Raw genomic sequence first — 18,901 nt, forward strand, 5'->3', positions numbered from 1 at the left:
ATTCCTTTCCGAACTCAGAAGTGAAACGAAATAGCGTCGATGGTAGTGTGGGGCTTCCCCATGTGAGAGTAGAACATCGCCAGGCTTACTTTCTGTTTTCAGATTTTGCAAAATCTGAAAGCAAAACTAGTTGAAGCATAGTTATATAAGACTTTGATTGGTTAGAATTTAAAAGCCCGTTTACTTAGCGGGCTTTTTTAGTTAAGAATTTTTGCTGATATAGCTCAGTTGGTAGAGCGCATCCTTGGTAAGGATGAGGTCCCCAGTTCGACTCTGGGTATTAGCACCATATTTGCTTAGCGACCATAGCACTTTGGACCCACCTGATTCCTTTCCGAACTCAGAAGTGAAACAGAGTAGCGCCGATGGTAGTGTGGGGTTTCCCCATGTGAGAGTAGGACATTGCTAGGCTTTAATTTTGAACCCCAGTCAAATGACTGGGGTTTTATCGTTTATGGACCAAGATATCCATTCTAAAGCCGTCATTTATTCTCGCTACTCCTAGATCACGATAAGCTCATTTTTCAATTAACTCTCAATTTGTTCAAAATATGCCAACTTCCTTTGCATATAGATTTAATTTTTAACTTTAAAAAGTGATTGTTTTGAGCAATATTGAAATTAATCAGGTTGCATAGGTAAGATCCGTCAGTTTAATAACCCGCTCTCTATTTACAGAAAATGCAACAAATGACAGTCTGTTCACCATGTACATAATATTCAAACTCTAAGGATGTAATAATGCATCGGCTATTAGCTTACTTATTGCCATTGGTACTATTAACCGCTTGTCAAACTGAAGCTGAGCCAGAGTCAGTAGAAAACACTGTTGAATATGTGATTCAAATTGGTGATGTCTACATGGAAATGACGACAGAAATCATTGAAGAACTAAGCGCTACAGATGAGATGAGTGAACAGCTGGACATACTGTATGAAAATTTCGAATCACAGTTAGATCGAAGTGACACTTATTTGGGAACCGATACGCTTAATGCCGGTATTCGAGATGATATCGGAGCCTTTATTGATGCAATGCAAGTGGAAGAGCCAGTAAGGGGGGCGATTAAGCAAAATGCGCGACAAATGCAATCTGTACTGGGTACAGACTTTTCACTGGAAGATACACGCACAAGGGCTAAAGAAATAGCAAACGACTACGCGGAGGTTCAGGCATGTTATGTGTATTTGGGAGTAAGCATCACTGATGTTTATAATTTTCGTCGCTATTTAGAATCATTGACCTATAACACAGAGAGCCGAGCGCGTCGTTCATATGAGTTTGATAAGCGCTTAAGTGGTGGTGTATACAGCCTTTTGCCAGATGAGGAGCAATATTGTGAATAAGACTCCTATTGCACTTCTTTTTATATTTGTCACCTATTTGCTAATAGTAAAAGCAAACTCCTTTCAAACTGAAGCTGAGCCAAAGTCAGAAGAAAACACTGTTGAATATGTGATTCAAATTGGCGATGTCTACCTGGAAATGACGACTGAAATTATTGAAGAGCTGGCTGCTACAGAATCGATGAGTGAGCAGCTGGATATACTGTATGAAAATTTCGAATCACAGTTAGATCGAAGTGACACCTATTTGGGAACCGATACGCTTAATGCTGGTATTCGAGATGATATTGGAGCCTTTATTGATGCAATGCAAGTAGAAGAGCCAGTTAGAAATGCGATTAAGCAAAATGCACGACATGCTCAAGCTGTACTGGCCACTGACTTTTCACTCGAAGATACACGTGACGTAGGCGAAGAGATATTGAACGACTATACGAAGGTTCTGTCATGTTTTATGTTTTTGGAGGTAGACATCGCAAATGTCTATAACTTTAATGAAAACCTAAAGTCATTGACCTATAACACCAAGAGCCGAACACTTCGTTCATATGAGTTTAGTAAGCGCTTAAGTGGTGGTGTATACGGACTCTATCCAGATGAGGAGCAATATTGTGAATGAAATACTCAATAAAAAACGCAGCCATAGGGCTGCGTTAAATCGTTTAATCTACTGACTAAAAATCTAAACTAAGAAGCTTGGAATGTTCGCTTCATATTGAGAGATCTTTTCTTCGTGTTGTAGAGTCAGACCAATGTTGTCCAATCCATTCAGTAAACAATGGCGACGGAATGCGTCTATTTCAAAACTGTATTCTTTGCCATTTGCTGACACCTTATTCGCTTCTAGATCGACCGTGACCTGAGCGCCTTCCGTTGATAAAACAAACTCGAAGATTTCATCGACTTCTTCTTCGGTTAAACGAACAGGTACCATTTGGTTGTTGATCGAGTTGCCGTAAAAGATATCTGCGAAGCTCGGTGCAATCATGACTTGAATACCATAGTCAGCTAGTGCCCAAGGTGCATGTTCACGAGATGAACCACAACCGAAGTTTTCTCTTGCGAGAAGGATCGATGCACCTTCGTATCTCGGTGCATTCATCACAAATTCTGGGTTTGCTTGTTCACCAGCGTCATCTAAAAAACGCCAATCATGAAATAAATGCTTACCAAAGCCAATGCGATTTACTTTTTGTAAAAACTGCTTAGGGATGATGGCATCTGTATCGACGTTCGCTGCATCTAGAGGAACGACTAAACCTGTGTGTTGTTTAAATCCTGTCATTATAAAATCCTCTATGGTTATTTGAACGTACGAATATCGACAAAGTGACCGGCAATAGCGGCTGCTGCGGCCATTGCTGGGCTAACTAAGTGAGTACGACCATCACGACCTTGACGACCTTCAAAGTTACGGTTCGACGTAGAAGCACAACGCTCTTTTGGACCTAAGCGGTCGTTGTTCATCGCTAAGCACATAGAACAACCCGGTAGACGCCATTCGAATCCAGCTTCGATGAAAATCTTATCTAGACCTTCTGCTTCAGCTTCTGCTTTTACTTGTTCAGAACCTGGAACGACGAGGGCTTGTACATTTTCAGCTACCGTTTTGCCTTTTGCTACAGCCGCAGCAGCGCGCATGTCTTCAATTCGTGAATTGGTACAAGAGCCGATAAACACTTTATCGATTGGAAAGTCAGAAAGAGACTTTCCAGCTTCAAGCCCCATATACGCCAATGCTTTCTCGGCAGAGGATTGCTCTACTAATTCGTTAATGCTACTTGGAGATGGGATCTTCTCATCTACTGCCATTACTTGGCCCGGGTTAGTGCCCCAGGTGACTTGAGGTTTAATATCAGCACCTTGAAGTGTGACAACGGCATCAAACTCAGCATCATCATCGCTTTTCAATGTTGACCAATACTCAACCGCTTTTTCCCAGTTTTCATCACTTGGTGCAAATTTACGACCTTTCACATAATCAAATGTGGTTTGATCTGGTGCGACTAGACCTGCTTTCGCTCCTAATTCAATGGCCATATTACAGACGGTCATTCGACCTTCCATTGTTAAGTCAGTGATCGCTTCACCGCAAAATTCAACCACATAGCCAGTACCGCCAGCCGCGGTAGTCTCACCAATGATCGCAAGGATAATATCTTTTGCCGTAATACCAGGAGCCACTTTCCCTTGTACTTCAATCTTCATTGTTTTTGCACGAGCTTGCTTCAATGTTTGGGTTGCAAGTACGTGTTCAACTTCAGATGTTCCGATACCAAAGGCAAGCGAACCAAAAGCGCCGTGTGTTGCAGTATGTGAGTCACCGCAAACGATGGTCATACCTGGAAGCGTAATACCAAGCTCTGGGCCCATAACATGAACGATGCCTTGGTACTTGTGGTTAAGGTCGTAAAGGGTAACGCCAAACTCTTCACAGTTCTTGGATAGCGTTTCCATTTGAATACGAGCCATCTCACCAGAAGCATTGATATCTTTCGTCGTGGTTGAAACGTTGTGATCCATCGTTGCAAATGTTTTACCTACTTGACGAACAGGACGACCTTTTTCACGTAAACCATCGAATGCTTGTGGTGAGGTGACTTCGTGAACAAGATGACGGTCGATATATAAAATCGGATTTTCACCTTCTGCCGCTACCGCGACATGAGCGTCATAGATTTTTTCATATAAAGTTTTTGCTGTTGACATTGCTTTTTCCTTGAGCTCATAGAGCCGTTGGAGCAGAGGGCAAGCCCTCTGCCATCAATTTATGAATTTAGTACGTAACTCGCAATTTTATCGCCCATTTCTGATGTAGAAAGTGGCGCTTTGTCTGATGCAAGATCTGCGGTTAGTTCACCAGCTTCCAAGGCTTTACTAACGGCGGCTTCAATGGCTTGTGCTGCTTCTTCTTCGCCTAAGCTGTAACGTAACATTAGCGCTGCAGAGAGGATTTGAGCAACCGGATTTGCGATGTTTTTTCCTGCGATATCTGGCGCACTACCACCTGCAGGTTCATACAAACCAAACTTACTTTCATTCAAACTTGCGGATGGTAACATACCCATTGAGCCAGTAATCATGGCACATTCATCAGAGATGATATCGCCAAAGATATTCGAACAAAGCATGACATCAAACTGAGAAGGATCTTTGATTAGCTGCATTGTTGCGTTATCGATATACATATGTGAAAGCTCGATATCTGGGTAATCTTTAGCAACTTCTTCAACCACTTCACGCCATAAGATTGAGCTTTGTAGAACGTTCGCTTTATCGATAGAGCATACTTTTTTATTTCGTAGGCGAGCAGATTCAAAACCAATTTTTGCGATTCGTTCAATCTCATAACGGTGATAAACCTCAGTATCGAAAGCTTTTTCGTTTGCGCCTTCGCCTTCACGTCCTTTCGGTTGACCGAAGTAAATACCGCCTGTTAGTTCACGAACAACCACAATATTGAAGCCATTTGTAGAGATATCAGCTCGCAACGGTGAAAAGCTCTCTAAGCCATTGTGAATTTGTGCAGGGCGAAGGTTACAAAAGAGTTGGAAATGTTTTCGCAATGGAAGCAATGCGCCACGCTCTGGTTGATCGTTTGGTGCTAGATGTTCCCATTTAGGACCACCGACAGAACCAAATAAAACAGCATCCGACTCTTCACATCCTTTTAAGGTTGCATCGGGAAGCGGGCAACCATGATTGTCGATGGCAATACCACCTACATCGAATGCGTTTTCTTCAAACTGAATGCCGAACTTAGTTTCGATAGCACGCAGTACCTTCAATGCTTGTTGCATTACTTCAGGGCCAATGCCGTCGCCGGGTAAAACCGCTATTTTATAAGATTTGTCTGTCATGGGAGTCCTTTACTCGTTATTTTATTGACCAATTAATAGCCTCTAACTATGAAGAGGCTAAACAGTCTAAGGCCTTATACCGTAAATACTTTCTTTTGTTTGATCTCTTCGATCTGATCGGCACGGTGAATACTATTAATCACGTGCAGCAATGCTTGACCAGATGCTTCAACGATATCGGTTGAAACCCCGGTACCATGATATTTTCGCCCTTTGTAATTCGCGATAATATCCGCTTGGCCTAAGCCATCTTCACCTTCTCCTTTCGCAGTAAGGTGGAATTTATCGAGTACAATATCGTAACCAGTGACTCGATAGATACATTGATATAAAGCATCAACAGGGCCATTACCCACAGCGGCTTCACACTGTTCTTCTTCACCACAAGACATTTTAATTGTGGTGGTTGCCATGATGCTGCCTGATTGAACGCTTAAGTAATTTAACTTATAGAAGTCATCTTCATCTTTTAGATTCGAGAAATACATCAAGGACTCTAGATCGTAATCAAATACTTGCCCTTTACGATCAGCCAGTTTTAAAAAGTCGGCGTAAAGTGCGTCTAGGCTATATTCATCATCTTTGTAGCCCATAGTGTCCATATGACTTTTCACGGCAGCCCGGCCACTACGACTGGTTAAGTTCAATGCTTGATTCTTAAGTCCAATAGACTCAGGAGTCATAATTTCATAGGTATTTTTATTCTTTAACATGCCATCTTGGTGAATACCTGAAGAGTGGCTAAATGCATTGCTACCGACAATCGCTTTGTTACTTTGGATTGGCATATTACAAAGCTGGCTCACTAATCGACTCGTGCGATGGATTTCTTCGTGTTTTAACTGCGTGTGAACACCCATAAGTTCTGCGCGAGTTTTAATGATCATTGCGACTTCTTCGAGAGCGGTATTCCCAGCGCGTTCACCTAGACCATTAATGGTTCCCTCGACCTGTCTTGCTCCTGCTTGTACAGCAGTAATTGAGTTTGCAACGGATAAGCCTAAGTCATCATGACAATGAACCGAAATAATGGCTTTATCGATGTTTGGAACACGATTAAATAGGGTCTGGATTATACCACCAAATTCACTTGGAACGGTATAGCCGACAGTATCTGGAATATTAATTGTGTTGGCACCAGCATCGATTGCGGCCTCTACCATACGACATAGATTATCTATCGGTGTTCGGCCTGCATCTTCACATGAAAATTCAACATCATCGGTGTATTTTCTAGCGTGTTTAACTGCTTTTACGCCCATTTCAACTACTTGGTCATAGCTGCGGCGTAATTTATCTTGAACGTGGACAGTCGACGTCGAGATAAAGGTATGAATACGGAAAGCTTCCGCAACCTTTAAGGCTTCTGCAGCAACGTCGATATCTTTTTCAACGGCACGAGAAAGCGCACATACTCGACTACCTTTTATGTTTTGTGCTATTGCTTTAACCGATTCAAAGTCGCCAGGAGAAGAGACTGGGAAACCCGCTTCGATCACATCCACTCCTAAACGTTCTAGTGCATAGGCAATCTGTAATTTTTCTTTTACTGTTAAACTTGCTGATAATGCCTGTTCGCCATCGCGCAATGTCGTATCGAAGATTATGACTTGATCGTTCATGTTCGCTCCCTAGACCGATTATTTAATCGTTATATTTTATAATTTAAGTAAAAAAAAACCCGCATTCTAATGCGGGTTTCTTGTATTCGTTGTGGTATTTTCGTCCACAGCCTACCCGCGTGATTTGTCCACGATAAGGAGTAGGTCCAGCAGGATAGAAAAACGAAAAGTCATATTAACTCTTACCACTAATTAAGATAACAGATTAGTACCGTACTCATGGTTCAAGGTCAAGCCTAAAGTTACTTTTTACTCATAAAAGTGCGTATTTTTGTTTTTGTATCGTTGAGCAACGGTATTTTGCATGACTTTGGCAAGCGATCGTTATCGGAGGAATTAATCTAAATTCATCTTATAGACAAAAAAAAGTCACGGCTCTGTCATCTTAGCGCTCTAGTTTAATGGTTAGGAGAATGACATAAGGAGTTTCCGATGAAAGTTACCGATTCAATTGTTCGCTTTGATTTGGCTTTTTCTCTGTTTTGTTTGAAGCATCGTTTTAATCTTCCGGTTGCCCGAGTCAGTAAGGAAGTTTCCCGAACAGGTGATGGCCATTTCTACGTAATGCTTGCCGTTTTTGCTTGGCTATTAGATGAAGAGTTGGGAGGTGTGTTTGTTGCGGCAGGATTGTGTGCGTTTTTGATCGAATTGCCAGTGTATTGGATGTTGAAGAATTCGTTTAAGCGTCGTCGTCCTCAGGAATTATCCATTCTGGTGACTGCTTTTATTACACCTTCTGATCGTTTTAGCTTGCCTTCTGGACATACAACAGCCGCTTTTCTTATGGCCTCAATAATCGCCTTTTTCTACCCTTCATTTTCGGTGTTGGCTTTTTCGTGGGCCTGTGCGATTGGCGCTGCGCGGATTTTGCTAGGAGTACACTTTTTTACAGATGTTGTGATTGGAGCTTTGCTAGGGCTTTGTTGTGCAGAACTTGGTATTTGGTTTGCCTTGGAGTTTGTCATTTGAGAATTTTATATGGTGTACAAGGTACGGGGAATGGTCACATAGCTCGAGCAAGAGCGATGGCTGAGGCGTTTAAAAATAACAATATCGACGTTGATTTTTTATTTAGTGGTAGGGAAGAAAGCAAATACTTCTCGATGGAGTGCTTTGGTAATTATCAGACTCGCTCAGGTTTAACCTTTGCGTCTGAAAATGGGAAAGTGAGTTATTTAAAAACGTTACGAGATAATAATTTTATCCAGTTGAGCCGAGATATTAACCAATTGAACTTATCAGGTTACGATCTTGTGATAAGTGACTTTGAACCGATTACAGCATGGGCAGCTCGAAAACAACATAAAACGTGTATAGGACTAAGTCACCAAAACGCCTTTCGCTTTTCGGTACCACGCAAAGGGTCGACTTGGATAGATAGTCTGATTATCAATCGTTTTGCTCCCTCTGATCATTATATTGGATTGCATTGGTATCATTTTGAACAACCAATACTACCTCCTATTGTTCATACATCTCGTTATGATGTCGAGAACAAGGGGTTTATTCTAGTTTACTTGCCGTTTGAGCGCCTGAGTCATATTAGTGAATTATTGTTTCGCTTTAGTAATCATAAGTTTATTTGTTATCACCCAGATGTTGATACACAAGAGTTTGTTGACAGTATTGAGTTTCGTCCCCTTGACTATCAACGGTTTCAACATGATCTACATAGTTGTTCGGGAGTAATCGCGAATGGAGGATTTGAGCTTCCATCTGAAGCAATGTCGTTGGGTAAAAAGTTGCTTCTTAAACCTCTTGATGGTCAGTTTGAACAGCAGTCCAATGTCGCAACACTGGAGATGCTTGGGTTAGCGACCAGTATGAATCATTTGGATGCTTCAGCAGTAAGGTGTTGGTTAGATGAACAGCAAGCTGATCGCGTTGTTTATCCCGACGTTGCTAAAGCGATATGCGAATGGGTAATACAAGGAAATTGGGACGACCAGAGAGAACTGAGTAAGCGATTATGGCGTCAAGTTGATTTTCCAAACTATGCCATAACGGGAGATATGACGATACAAACAATGACCAACCTTTAATATCAAATAGAGATAGTGTTTAGGGATGTGCCTAGTGAATATCGTTTAATTGGGCTATAAACTTATGCATTGCATGAATGTTACTAGAAAATATATATATAAATACGATTTTATGTTTTTTAATATTAAATAAAAGTAATGTTTATCAGTTGGTTATATTGTTAATTCTAAAATCTAATCAATTCTTATCAATATACTTGTCACCAATCAGCCAGATGATAGATAGTAAGCCTCAAGAATAAAAATATACCTAAACGATGTTAAAATACAGGCTCTTTTAAAATGTGAATGAGCAGGATTTCTATCGTAACCCTATTCGTAATTGAGGCTAATCGTGATTGAGAAAAATGAATCTTCAAACCCATTTGATGCTTATCGTATGGAAAGCACGTTACGTGGCGTTGACCTAAATCTATTGACCGTTTTTGATGCGGTAATGCAAGAGCAAAATATTACTCGTGCTGCTTATAATTTGGGTATGTCACAACCTGCCGTGAGTAATGCGGTTTCGCGTTTAAAAGTGATGTTTAATGATGAGCTTTTTATGCGCCAAGGGCGAGGTATTCAACCTACACAACGCGCACGCCAACTCTTTGGGCCGATTCGTCAGGCCTTACAGTTAATCAGAAATGAGTTACCTCGAGCTTCATTTGTCCCAGAAACATCGACTCGCTTATTTAATCTTTCTATTGGTAGTCCGCATGATTTAAGGTTTGCTCCTAAGATTTTTGCAACAATTAATGAGCAAGCTCCTGACATTCAATTGCATTTGGAAGCTGACTTTGATCAAGGTTTGGCTTCACGTCTACGTTATCAAGAAGTTGACTTCGTTATTGATTACACGAGTTTCGACCAGGAAGGTTTCTGCAGTACAGAGCTTTTTAAGGATGAGCTTGTGTTGGTTGTATCCAAGGTGCACCCGCGAATTAAAACGGGTATCAACATTGAACAATTATTGAAAGAAAAGCACGCTAAACTGTCTCAAATGCATGGTATAAAGAGCTTCACAGAGCAAGCTTATAGTAACTTGGATTGTCCTTCTCACTATGAAGGAACAAGTCTAAGTAACGTGTTGTATGTTGTGAGCCAATCTGAATTGGTAACGATAGCGCCACGTTGGCTTGTTGCTGCGTCTCCAAATCATGATCAATTGCAAATGCTACCTGTTCCATTTGATTGCAAAGAAATCAGTGTTTACTTATCGTGGCACGAATCCAGCGAAAAAGATAAAGGGCATACTTGGTTGAAAGAGCAGTTGATGTTGGTATGCCATGATGTCGTAGCGGCACAGTAATATTTAGGAAAGTTCGCAAAAAATTAGCGATGTAATGACTTGATTTTGTAAACGGCTTTTGCTCGAATTCCGAGTGAAAGCCGTTGTCGTTTAAAAGTTCGAGATCTCAAACACAAAATCTGAAATAAACGGTTAGACCAAAAGATAAGAAACAGGTACAGTTGCTCACTCCTTGAATAGGAACGACTATATCAAGGACATAGCCCGAGACTTGCTTGTGCTCGAGTTAGGCTAAAAATAAGCCCTATACTATGTAACATCAAATCCACTAACCGACCACGTTAGATGAGATGTTGATAAGGAGAAAAATATGACGATGTTATCCGGCGCAGAGATGGTGGTTCAATCTCTGATCGAAGAAGGTGTTGAGCAGATTTTCGGGTACCCTGGTGGTTCCGTTTTAGATATCTACGATGCTTTGCACGCAAAAACTGATCAAATCAAACATGTTCTTGTTCGTCATGAACAGGCTGCAACGCATATGGCAGACGGCTTTGCTCGTTCAACCGGTAAACCTGGTGTAGTACTGGTTTGTTCAGGACCAGGCGCAACGAATACCGTTACTGGAATCGCCACAGCTTATATGGATTCTATTCCCATGATCGTTATCTCGGGAAATGTTCCCAATAACCTAATTGGTAATGACGCCTTTCAAGAATGCGACATCGTCGGTGTATCGAGACCCATTGTAAAACACAGCTTTCTTGTAAAAAAAGCAGAAGACATCGCTGAAACGTTTAAAAAAGCATTTTTTATTGCATCAACTGGCCGACCTGGCCCTGTAGTTATTGATTTACCTAAAGATATTTTAAACCCACAAGTCAAGCTTCCTTACGATTACCCCAAAAAACTAAAAATGCGTTCTTATAACCCAACGACGTCTGGGCATAAAGGGCAAATTAAAAAAGCACTTACAGCTCTTATAGCAGCGAAGAGGCCTGTAATGTACGTTGGTGGAGGCGCTGTAATTTCTGAAGCTGATACTCATTTACTAAAGTTGTCAGAAAAACTGAACATTCCCGTGGTCAGTACATTGATGGGGCTTGGTGCTTTTCCTGGTACACATAAAAATGCACTTGGTATGCTCGGCATGCATGGTGTGTATGAAGCTAACATGGCTATGCATAAATCAGATCTGATTTTTGCTATAGGCGTGAGGTTTGATGATCGGACAACCAATAACTTAGATAAGTATTGCCCCGATGCAAAAGTCATTCACATTGATATCGACCCGTCATCTATTTCTAAAAATGTACGAGCGGATCTTCCTATTGTGGGGTCAGCTGAAAAAGTACTGGAAGTTATGAATGCTCTTCTTGAAGATCAATTTTCATCTCATGAACAACCTTCTTTAGATGAGTGGTGGGATTCGATTCAACAGTGGCGTGGAAGAGACTGCCTCGCATATGAAAAATCGAATGATCGTATTAAGCCACAACAAGTTATTGAGACTCTTCATAAAGTGACCAACGGTGATGCCTATGTTGCTTCGGATGTTGGTCAACACCAGATGTTTGCGGCATTATATTACCCATTTAATAAACCTCGTCGCTGGATTAATTCGGGTGGTCTTGGAACGATGGGGTTCGGCTTACCTGCCGGAATGGGAGTAAAGTACTCACACCCAGAAGAAGAAGTTGTTGTGGTAACAGGGGACGGTAGTATTCAGATGAATATTCAAGAGTTGTCCACTTGTTTACAGTACAACATACCAGTGAAAATTATTAATCTAAACAACCGTTTCTTAGGAATGGTTAAGCAATGGCAGGATATTATTTATCAAGGTCGCCACTCTAACTCATATATGACCTCGGTTCCTGATTTTGCGGCAATTGCAGAAGCTTACGGTCACGTAGGTATCCGCATCTCGACACCAGATGAACTGGAAGACGGATTAACAAAAGCATTGGCGATGAAAGATCGTTTGGTGTTTGTGGATATTAGCGTTGATGAAACGGAGCACGTATACCCGATGCAAATTAAAGGTGAGGGTATGGATAACATGTGGTTGAGCAAAACGGAGAGAACCTAATGAGACATTTGATTTCACTATTACTAGAAAACCAGCCTGGTGCACTTTCTCGCGTAGTTGGTTTGTTTTCTCAGCGTGGCTTTAACATTGAAACATTAAATGTATCACCGACTGATGATGCTACGTTATCTCGCCTAAACATCACGACAGAAACCAATGAGATGCAGTTAGAGCAAATCCAAAAACAACTGCATAAATTGATCGATGTTTTAAAAGTTCAAGAAGTCTCTGAGAGTGATTATATTGAACGCGAATTGATGTTAGTTAAAGTCAAAGCGACGGGGAATATTCGAGCTGAAGTCCAGCGAACAGCAGATATTTTCCGTGGACAGATCGTAGATATTACATCATCACAGTATACGGTTCAGATGACGGGGCCGACAGAGAAGTTAGATGCTTTTGTTACTGCAATGGGAGACATTACCGACGTTATCGAAATCGCTCGTAGTGGTGTGGTAGGAATGTCACGTCGAGAACGAGCGTTGAAAGTATAGCTATTGCAACGACAATATATATTGATAATAAAGAGCCAGCATATTGCTGGCTCTTTATGTATAGATAGTGTGCGAAATTGGTTATTTTAATCCTGCATTAATATCAGACACATCTTGTTCACTAAGCGTTCCAACGGATTGGCGTAATTGCAATACACTTAGAATGTAGTCGTATCGAGCATTTGAAAGATTACTATTGGCATTAAATACACGACGAGTTGCGTCAAGTACGTCTACAATCGTTCGAGTTCCAACATCAAAGCCTGCTCGAGTTGCTTCTAAGGCAGAACGTGCTGACACTACTGTTTGGCGGTAGGCTCGAATCGCGCCAATTGAAGCATTGATATTGTTGTTGTTTGCTCGAACGTTTTTAGTAACAGAGCGATACGTTGCTTCTAAATTTTCTCCTGCTTGAATATAACCATATTCTGCTTGCTTAGTATCTGAGTTAACTTGCCCACCAGTATACAGCGGCATAGAAAAATTGAGTCCGATACTCAGACTATTAATAGGATCGTAATAGTCATAATAGCTATTGTCAGAGTCGAATTCACGAATATGATTGAAACCGCCATCTAGCGTTAAACTAGGAAGAGAGCCAGAGCTCGCTAATTTAATTTTATCCTTCGCAAGATCTAGCCCAATACGAGCCGAGAGAAGCGATAGGTTTTTTTCTTGTGCTTGTTGAACTAGTTCGTCTGGTGTTTGTTCTTGTTTTGATGCTGAAAAGCGCGATGTATCGAGGGCATCAAGTGAGTCATAGCCTTTGCCTGTGATTTCACGCAATTCTTCGAAGCTGTTCGTCAGTGAGTTCTCACCTAGTACTTCATCAGCTAAAACGCTGTCATATTGAGCTTGAGCCTCATGAACATCAGTAATAGCAGAAAGTCCGACATCAAAACGTTGCTTGGTTTGTTCTAACTGACGAGCGACGGAGGCTTTTTCTGAACGTATGAACGCCAAACTGTCTTTTGCTCGAAGTACATTAAAATAGGCTTGAGATACTCTGACAATTAGATCTTGTTGCATCATGGCGTACTGAGAATCCGCTTGACGAGCTATTTTTTCCGTAATATCCAGAGAGATCCAGCTAGAGCGCTGAAATAGTTCTTGTGATACGCCAACTCCCACCGACAATTGGCTACTGTTTGCGCCGTCGTAGTCACTGCGTACAATATTGTATCCACCAGAAAGGTTAACTTGAGGTAGCGATACCCCTTTAGCTGAGTTTATTGCCTCATATGCCGCATCTCGTTGTGCTTCCGCACTGAGGAGTTGAGGATTATTTTGTTTAGCTTGCTCATAAATTTCCGTCAGGTTTTCAGACCAAGCTGAAGAGGACATCCCACCAAGGGTTGTCGCGATGATTAGAGGGAGAATTCTTTTCATTGGTCTTAATTCCTACCGTAAATCTAAAATGGGAGAGCGGTCAGTGTAAACGAATACGTTGTATTAGTTTACACTAAATTATTTAGTTGCCCAGTTGTATAGTTAAAATTCTGACGCATTTATTAGAGAATTACTACTATTTGCATAAAAATTTTGGCAAGGTTCTTGGTTAGGCGTGATAACCATGATTAACTAGAGCCTGACAAAAATGAGGTTGATAATGCGTCATATAAAGAAGCAATGGAGAGAGTTTACCTCTCAGGATGTTAAAATAGTAAAAAAAGAGCTGCTTTTTCAAGGCTTTTTTAAAATGATTAAATATCACTTTGTTCATAAGCGTTATGAAGGTGGTGAAAGCCGAGTTGTTCAACGAGAATTGTTTGTTCGTGGGCGAGCTGCGGCACTATTACCGTATGATCCTATTACCGATCAAGTTGTATTAATTGAACAGATTCGTGCTGGATCTTTGGAGCACGCGAATCCATGGCAAATAGAAATCGTCGCCGGAGTTGTCGATAAAGAAGCAGAAAGTGCAGAAGAACTGGTGCGGCGTGAAGCCGTTGAAGAAGCGGGTGTTGATGTTGGTCGTATAGAACCGATTACCGCTTTTTATCCTTCCTCGGGTGGATGTGATGAAGTCGTGGATATTTTTGTTGGAGAAGTTGATGCATCGAGTGCACAAGGCATTCATGGATTGCTTGAAGAAGACGAAGATATTAAAGTAATGGTTCTAAGTCGTGAAGATGCATATCAATTAGTGAAAGATGGTACGATAGAAAACGGTGCATCGATTATTGCTCTACAATGGTTAGAGATAAATCAAAAAGAGTTAAAGGCAAAATGGCTCAAGTAACATTTCAAAATACGTATCATGTTGATTTTCAAGACTTGATGCGAGTATATGAAAAAAATTATGCCAAATTAAATGCACTGTTACCTTCGAGGCCACAAGTCGATGATGTTCGGTGCTACCAAGCTGCTTCGCTACAGTATCAGTTAAAAGTGACTGAGGTCACAAAGTACACAACTTTAGTGAAGGTGTGTCAAAGTGATGATTTATCCGTATTTCCATTACCGACGATGTCTGTCAGGTTATATCACGATGCACGAGTCGCGGAAGTTTTCGAAACAGAGTTGATCAGTCGAGTACAAGCTCGTTATGATTATCCAAACTCTAAAATGGCACAAAAAGATGAAAAAGCACAAATTAATCGATTTTTAGGTGATTGGCTCACTTTTTGTTTAAAACATGGTATTAGTCGGGCCCCGATTAATATTGGTAAGAGTAATTGATTTAGGTTTATGAATTTTGGACGTATCGCTTTCTGTTAAGCAATCTGACATTGCTAGAGTAGTACAGATTACCGACCCTCATTTATTTGGGGTTGATAGCGGTTGTTTGTTGAGTGTGAATACATCAGAAAGCTTCCTAGCCGTTGTTAACTCAGTTAAGTCTCAGGCATTTGACTTTGATGCGATTCTCGCGACTGGTGATATATCTCAAGATCACAGTGAAGCGTCTTATCTCCGTTTTGTTGAGGGCATCTCTTTATTAGATCGCCCTTGTTTTTGGTTACCAGGAAATCATGACTACCAACCTAATATGAATGCAGTGTTACCCAACAAGTGTGTGACTCAGGCAAGTAATGTATTGTTAGGAGAGTATTGGCAGGTTATTAGTCTCGACTCCCAAGTAAGTAGTGTCCCATATGGTAAGTTGAGTGATGAACAATTATTGTTGTTGGACGATAAACTAACTCAATATCCGGAAAGGCATGCCTTAGTACTTTTACATCATAATTCTCTCCCTGTTGGAAGTGCATGGCTTGATATGCACTGCTTACGAGAACGTGAACGTTTTTGGGAAGTAGTCGGGCGTCATTCAAATGTTCGAGTCGTTGCATGTGGTCACGTTCATCAAGATAGCCAAAATCAATATCAAGGCGTAGAGGTATTAACCACACCATCAACATGTATTCAATTCAAACCGAATCATGATGAGTTTGCGTTAGATAGCACTTCTCCTGGTTGGCGTGAAATTGAATTGTATTCCGATGGTTCTATTGCAACTCAAGTTAAGCGCCTCGATAACGGGCTATTTTTGCCTGATTTCACTTCCACGGGGTACTAACCTCGTGAGTTCAAAACCTTCATTACTGCTCTATATCCATGGCTTTAATAGCTCTTCAGAATCTTTTAAAGCACAGGCCATGAAGCAATATTGCGCAACAAATCGACCAGATATTAAGGTCGTAATTCCCAATTTACCCAATTACCCAGACCAAGTTGCTCAATCTCTGACTTCTATTATCGATGACTATATTCAAGATTATACAATCGGTTTAGTTGGCAGTTCTCTTGGTGGGTATATGTCAACATGGCTTAACGCTAAGTATGGTTGTCGCGCTGTGGTCGTGAATCCGGCAGTAAAACCGTATGAGTTGTTAGTGGATTATCTTGGTAAGCAACAGAATATCTATACCAAGGAAGAGTACTGGTTGGAAAGTAAACATGTTGCTCAACTTAAAGCTCTTGATATTGAAACCATTATTAATCCCAAACAATTTTGGTTAATGCAGCAAATGGGGGATGAGGTGCTAGACTATCGTCAAGCAGTTGAAAAGTTTAGCCAAGCTAAGCAGACAATAGAAGAAGGCGGTGATCATAGCTTTATTGGATTTGAGCAGTACGCTGAGAGAATAGTTCAATTTCTTGAGCTCTAGCTCATTTTTGTATTAAGTCACAATATTATATATGATTTTTTTGTCGTTATTTATCATGATTCAACGACTTAGAAAATCTGCTCTTCTTATTTATTTGCCGTCAAATCCAGTCACTAGTAGAGTTTTCAATAAATCGACATGTGTTTTAACAGTTGGATTTTGCTACTATGGATTCATGGTTTTTATCGTTTTTTGATTGATATAAGCACTCCAAAATATGACAGAACAATATAATGCTGGTGCCATTGAGGTACTGAATGGTTTAGAGCCAGTGCGCCGTCGCCCTGGAATGTATACCGATACTGTGCGTCCTAACCATTTAGGGCAAGAAGTTATCGATAATAGTGTCGATGAAGCATTGGCAGGACATGCCTCTAAAGTGCAAGTCATTCTTCATGCCGATCAATCGCTCGAAGTTATTGATGATGGTCGAGGTATGCCCGTTGATATTCACCCAGAAGAGAAAATCTCTGGGGTCGAATTGATTTTTTGTAAACTGCATGCTGGTGGTAAGTTTTCGAATAAAAACTATCAATTCTCTGGTGGTTTGCATGGTGTCGGTATCTCGGTTGTTAATGCGTTGTCAAAACGAGTTGATGTGACCGTACGACGTGATGGTCAGGTGTATGAAATTGCATTTGAGCATGGTAACAAAGTGTCAGAGTTAGCCGTAACTGGGACGTGTGGACGTCGTAATCATGGCACAAGCGTTCATTTTTGGCCTGATGTCAGCTATTTCGATTCACCTAACTTTTCAGTGTCTCGCTTAATAAATAACTTGCGAGCAAAAGCGGTGCTGTGTCCTGGTCTAGAGATTACCTTTCAAGACAAGGTAAATAAAAAATACTATCGCTGGTTTTATGAAGATGGTCTTAAAGATTATCTTGCGGAAGGCGTAAAAGGTTACACCTTACTTCCAGAAGAACCGTTTACTGGAGAGTTCGTTGCTGAAACTGAAGCTGCAACATGGGCATTGATTTGGCAACCAGATGGCGGTGATATGATCACCGAAAGTTACGTCAACCTCATTCCAACAGCTCAAGGTGGTACACATGTCAATGGTTTACGCCAAGGGTTGCTTGATGCAATGCGTGAGTTTTGTGAATTTAGAAATCTATTACCACGTGGTGTTAAGCTAACGGGTGAGGATGTCTTTGATCGCTGTTCTTACGTCTTATCAATCAAAATGCAAGATCCACAATTTGCAGGGCAAACTAAAGAGCGTCTATCTTCTCGTCAAACCGCCGCTTTTGTTTCTGGTGTGGTAAAAGACTCTTTCAGCTTATGGTTAAATGAAAAACCTCAATTAGCCGAACTACTGGCTGAGTTATGTATTTCTAATGCTCATCGCCGGATGCGAGCAAGCAAGAAGGTTGTTCGTAAAAAGATTGCATCAGGCCCAGCCCTTCCTGGGAAATTGACCGATTGTACGGTACAGGATTTATCTCGCACTGAATTGTTCTTAGTGGAAGGGGATTCTGCGGGAGGAAGCGCGAAGCAAGCTCGCGACCGTGAGTTCCAAGCGATTATGCCTCTCCGCGGGAAGATTCTAAATACGTGGGAAGTGGCTGCTGATGAAGTGTTAGCGTCTCAAGAGGTTCATAATATTTCGATTGCGTTAGGCATTGACCCTGATACCGATGAGTTGGAAGGGTTACGCTACGGTAAAGTCTGTATCCTAGCGGATGCCGATTCCGATGGACTTCATATTGCGACGCTTTTATGTGCTCTATTTGTAAAACATTTTAAAGCGTTGGTTAATGCTGGGCATGTGTACGTTGCAATGCCACCTTTGTATCGAATCGATTGTGGAAAAGAAGTATTTTACGCACTCGATGATGAAGAAAAAGACGGTGTACTAGAACGCCTGAGTAAGAAAAAAGCCAAAATTAATGTACAACGATTTAAAGGACTGGGTGAGATGAACCCGTTGCAGCTAAGAGAAACGACGATGGATCCAAACACTCGTCGGTTGGTGCAATTGACGATCGATGATACAGAAGCAACCGATGAGATGATGGATATGTTGCTAGGTAAAAAACGTGCGGATGACCGACGTAATTGGCTTCAACATTATGGCGATATGGCAGAGGTATAA

The 18,901-nt window shown here is 41.2% G+C and carries 17 protein-coding genes, 1 tRNA gene and 2 rRNA genes; 15 read left to right on the forward strand and 5 right to left on the reverse strand.

The genetic code is table 11. The annotated features are described in order from the left end of the window. From rrf (ACXJY6_RS14030) to ACXJY6_RS14050, 5 genes are all read left to right on the forward strand, one after another. Positions 1 to 85: ribosomal RNA gene (gene rrf / locus ACXJY6_RS14030) — 5S ribosomal RNA — on the forward strand; the annotation flags it as partial. A 128-nt stretch (positions 86 to 213) separates the two neighbouring features. Next, positions 214 to 289, forward strand: a tRNA-Thr gene (locus tag ACXJY6_RS14035). A gap of 6 nt (positions 290 to 295) precedes the next feature. Next, positions 296 to 411: ribosomal RNA gene (rrf, locus tag ACXJY6_RS14040) — 5S ribosomal RNA — on the forward strand. Positions 412 to 741: 330 nt separating this feature from the next. After that, positions 742 to 1,347: a chromosome partitioning protein ParA gene (locus tag ACXJY6_RS14045; RefSeq protein ID WP_458768692.1), complete on the forward strand. Its 606-nt coding sequence runs from the start codon at positions 742 to 744 to the stop codon at positions 1,345 to 1,347. Further along, positions 1,340 to 1,966, forward strand: coding sequence for a chromosome partitioning protein ParA (locus tag ACXJY6_RS14050; RefSeq protein WP_458768693.1), 627 nt, complete (start codon positions 1,340 to 1,342; stop codon positions 1,964 to 1,966). The genes ACXJY6_RS14045 and ACXJY6_RS14050 overlap by 8 nt, the downstream gene beginning before the upstream one ends. 63 nt (positions 1,967 to 2,029) lie before the next feature. On the opposite strand, the gene leuD is transcribed toward ACXJY6_RS14050, so the two are convergent. The 4 genes from leuD to leuA form a co-directional block, all read right to left on the reverse strand. After that, positions 2,030 to 2,632 (reverse strand): 3-isopropylmalate dehydratase small subunit, encoded by a 603-nt coding sequence (gene leuD, locus ACXJY6_RS14055; RefSeq protein WP_456052169.1) that lies wholly within the window; start codon positions 2,630 to 2,632, stop codon positions 2,030 to 2,032. 17 nt (positions 2,633 to 2,649) lie between these two features. Further along, positions 2,650 to 4,056 carry a 3-isopropylmalate dehydratase large subunit gene (leuC, locus tag ACXJY6_RS14060; protein ID WP_456052168.1) on the reverse strand — a complete coding sequence of 469 codons (1,407 nt, stop codon included), beginning with the start codon at positions 4,054 to 4,056 and terminating at the stop codon, positions 2,650 to 2,652. 59 nt (positions 4,057 to 4,115) lie between these two features. Then, positions 4,116 to 5,207 (reverse strand): 3-isopropylmalate dehydrogenase, encoded by a 1,092-nt coding sequence (leuB, locus tag ACXJY6_RS14065; RefSeq protein WP_456052167.1) that lies wholly within the window; start codon positions 5,205 to 5,207, stop codon positions 4,116 to 4,118. Between the two features lie 74 nt (positions 5,208 to 5,281). After that, on the reverse strand, positions 5,282 to 6,829 hold the full coding sequence (gene leuA, locus ACXJY6_RS14070) for a 2-isopropylmalate synthase (protein ID WP_456052166.1): 1,548 nt from the start codon (positions 6,827 to 6,829) through the stop codon (positions 5,282 to 5,284). A 432-nt stretch (positions 6,830 to 7,261) separates the two neighbouring features. Between leuA and ACXJY6_RS14075 the strand changes: the two genes are divergently transcribed. From ACXJY6_RS14075 to ilvN, 5 genes are all read left to right on the forward strand, one after another. Then, on the forward strand, positions 7,262 to 7,798 hold the full coding sequence (locus ACXJY6_RS14075; RefSeq protein ID WP_456052165.1) for a phosphatase PAP2 family protein: 537 nt from the start codon (positions 7,262 to 7,264) through the stop codon (positions 7,796 to 7,798). Continuing rightward, positions 7,795 to 8,871, forward strand: a complete 1,077-nt coding sequence (locus tag ACXJY6_RS14080; RefSeq protein WP_456052164.1) for an MJ1255/VC2487 family glycosyltransferase — start codon at positions 7,795 to 7,797, stop codon at positions 8,869 to 8,871. Before ACXJY6_RS14075 ends, ACXJY6_RS14080 begins: the two co-directional genes overlap by 4 nt. Positions 8,872 to 9,250: 379 nt before the next feature. Next, a complete protein-coding gene (leuO, locus tag ACXJY6_RS14085; protein WP_458768743.1) occupies positions 9,251 to 10,165 on the forward strand; it encodes a transcriptional regulator LeuO in 915 nt (304 codons plus the stop codon). Between the two features lie 310 nt (positions 10,166 to 10,475). After that, complete coding sequence (locus ACXJY6_RS14090; RefSeq protein WP_456052163.1) at positions 10,476 to 12,197, forward strand: acetolactate synthase 3 large subunit; 1,722 nt, start codon at positions 10,476 to 10,478, stop codon at positions 12,195 to 12,197. After that, on the forward strand, positions 12,197 to 12,691 hold the full coding sequence (gene ilvN, locus ACXJY6_RS14095) for an acetolactate synthase small subunit (protein WP_456052162.1): 495 nt from the start codon (positions 12,197 to 12,199) through the stop codon (positions 12,689 to 12,691). The genes ACXJY6_RS14090 and ilvN overlap by 1 nt, the downstream gene beginning before the upstream one ends. 81 nt (positions 12,692 to 12,772) lie before the next feature. On the opposite strand, the gene tolC is transcribed toward ilvN, so the two are convergent. Then, positions 12,773 to 14,080 carry an outer membrane channel protein TolC gene (gene tolC / locus ACXJY6_RS14100; RefSeq protein ID WP_456052161.1) on the reverse strand — a complete coding sequence of 436 codons (1,308 nt, stop codon included), beginning with the start codon at positions 14,078 to 14,080 and terminating at the stop codon, positions 12,773 to 12,775. 220 nt (positions 14,081 to 14,300) lie between these two features. Between tolC and nudF the strand changes: the two genes are divergently transcribed. The 5 genes from nudF (at position 14,301) to parE (ending at position 18,901) form a co-directional block, all read left to right on the forward strand. Beyond that, positions 14,301 to 14,933 (forward strand): ADP-ribose diphosphatase, encoded by a 633-nt coding sequence (nudF, locus tag ACXJY6_RS14105; RefSeq protein ID WP_456052160.1) that lies wholly within the window; start codon positions 14,301 to 14,303, stop codon positions 14,931 to 14,933. Next, positions 14,921 to 15,373, forward strand: a complete 453-nt coding sequence (locus tag ACXJY6_RS14110) for a DUF1249 family protein (protein WP_456052159.1) — start codon at positions 14,921 to 14,923, stop codon at positions 15,371 to 15,373. Before nudF ends, ACXJY6_RS14110 begins: the two co-directional genes overlap by 13 nt. 16 nt (positions 15,374 to 15,389) lie before the next feature. Then, positions 15,390 to 16,211 carry a 3',5'-cyclic-AMP phosphodiesterase gene (gene cpdA, locus ACXJY6_RS14115; RefSeq protein WP_456052158.1) on the forward strand — a complete coding sequence of 274 codons (822 nt, stop codon included), beginning with the start codon at positions 15,390 to 15,392 and terminating at the stop codon, positions 16,209 to 16,211. A 4-nt stretch (positions 16,212 to 16,215) separates the two neighbouring features. After that, positions 16,216 to 16,803, forward strand: a complete 588-nt coding sequence (gene yqiA / locus ACXJY6_RS14120; protein ID WP_456052157.1) for an esterase YqiA — start codon at positions 16,216 to 16,218, stop codon at positions 16,801 to 16,803. Between the two features lie 217 nt (positions 16,804 to 17,020). Continuing rightward, complete coding sequence (parE, locus tag ACXJY6_RS14125) at positions 17,021 to 18,901, forward strand: DNA topoisomerase IV subunit B (protein WP_456052156.1); 1,881 nt, start codon at positions 17,021 to 17,023, stop codon at positions 18,899 to 18,901.

The organism is Vibrio phycocola, from assembly GCF_054404255.1.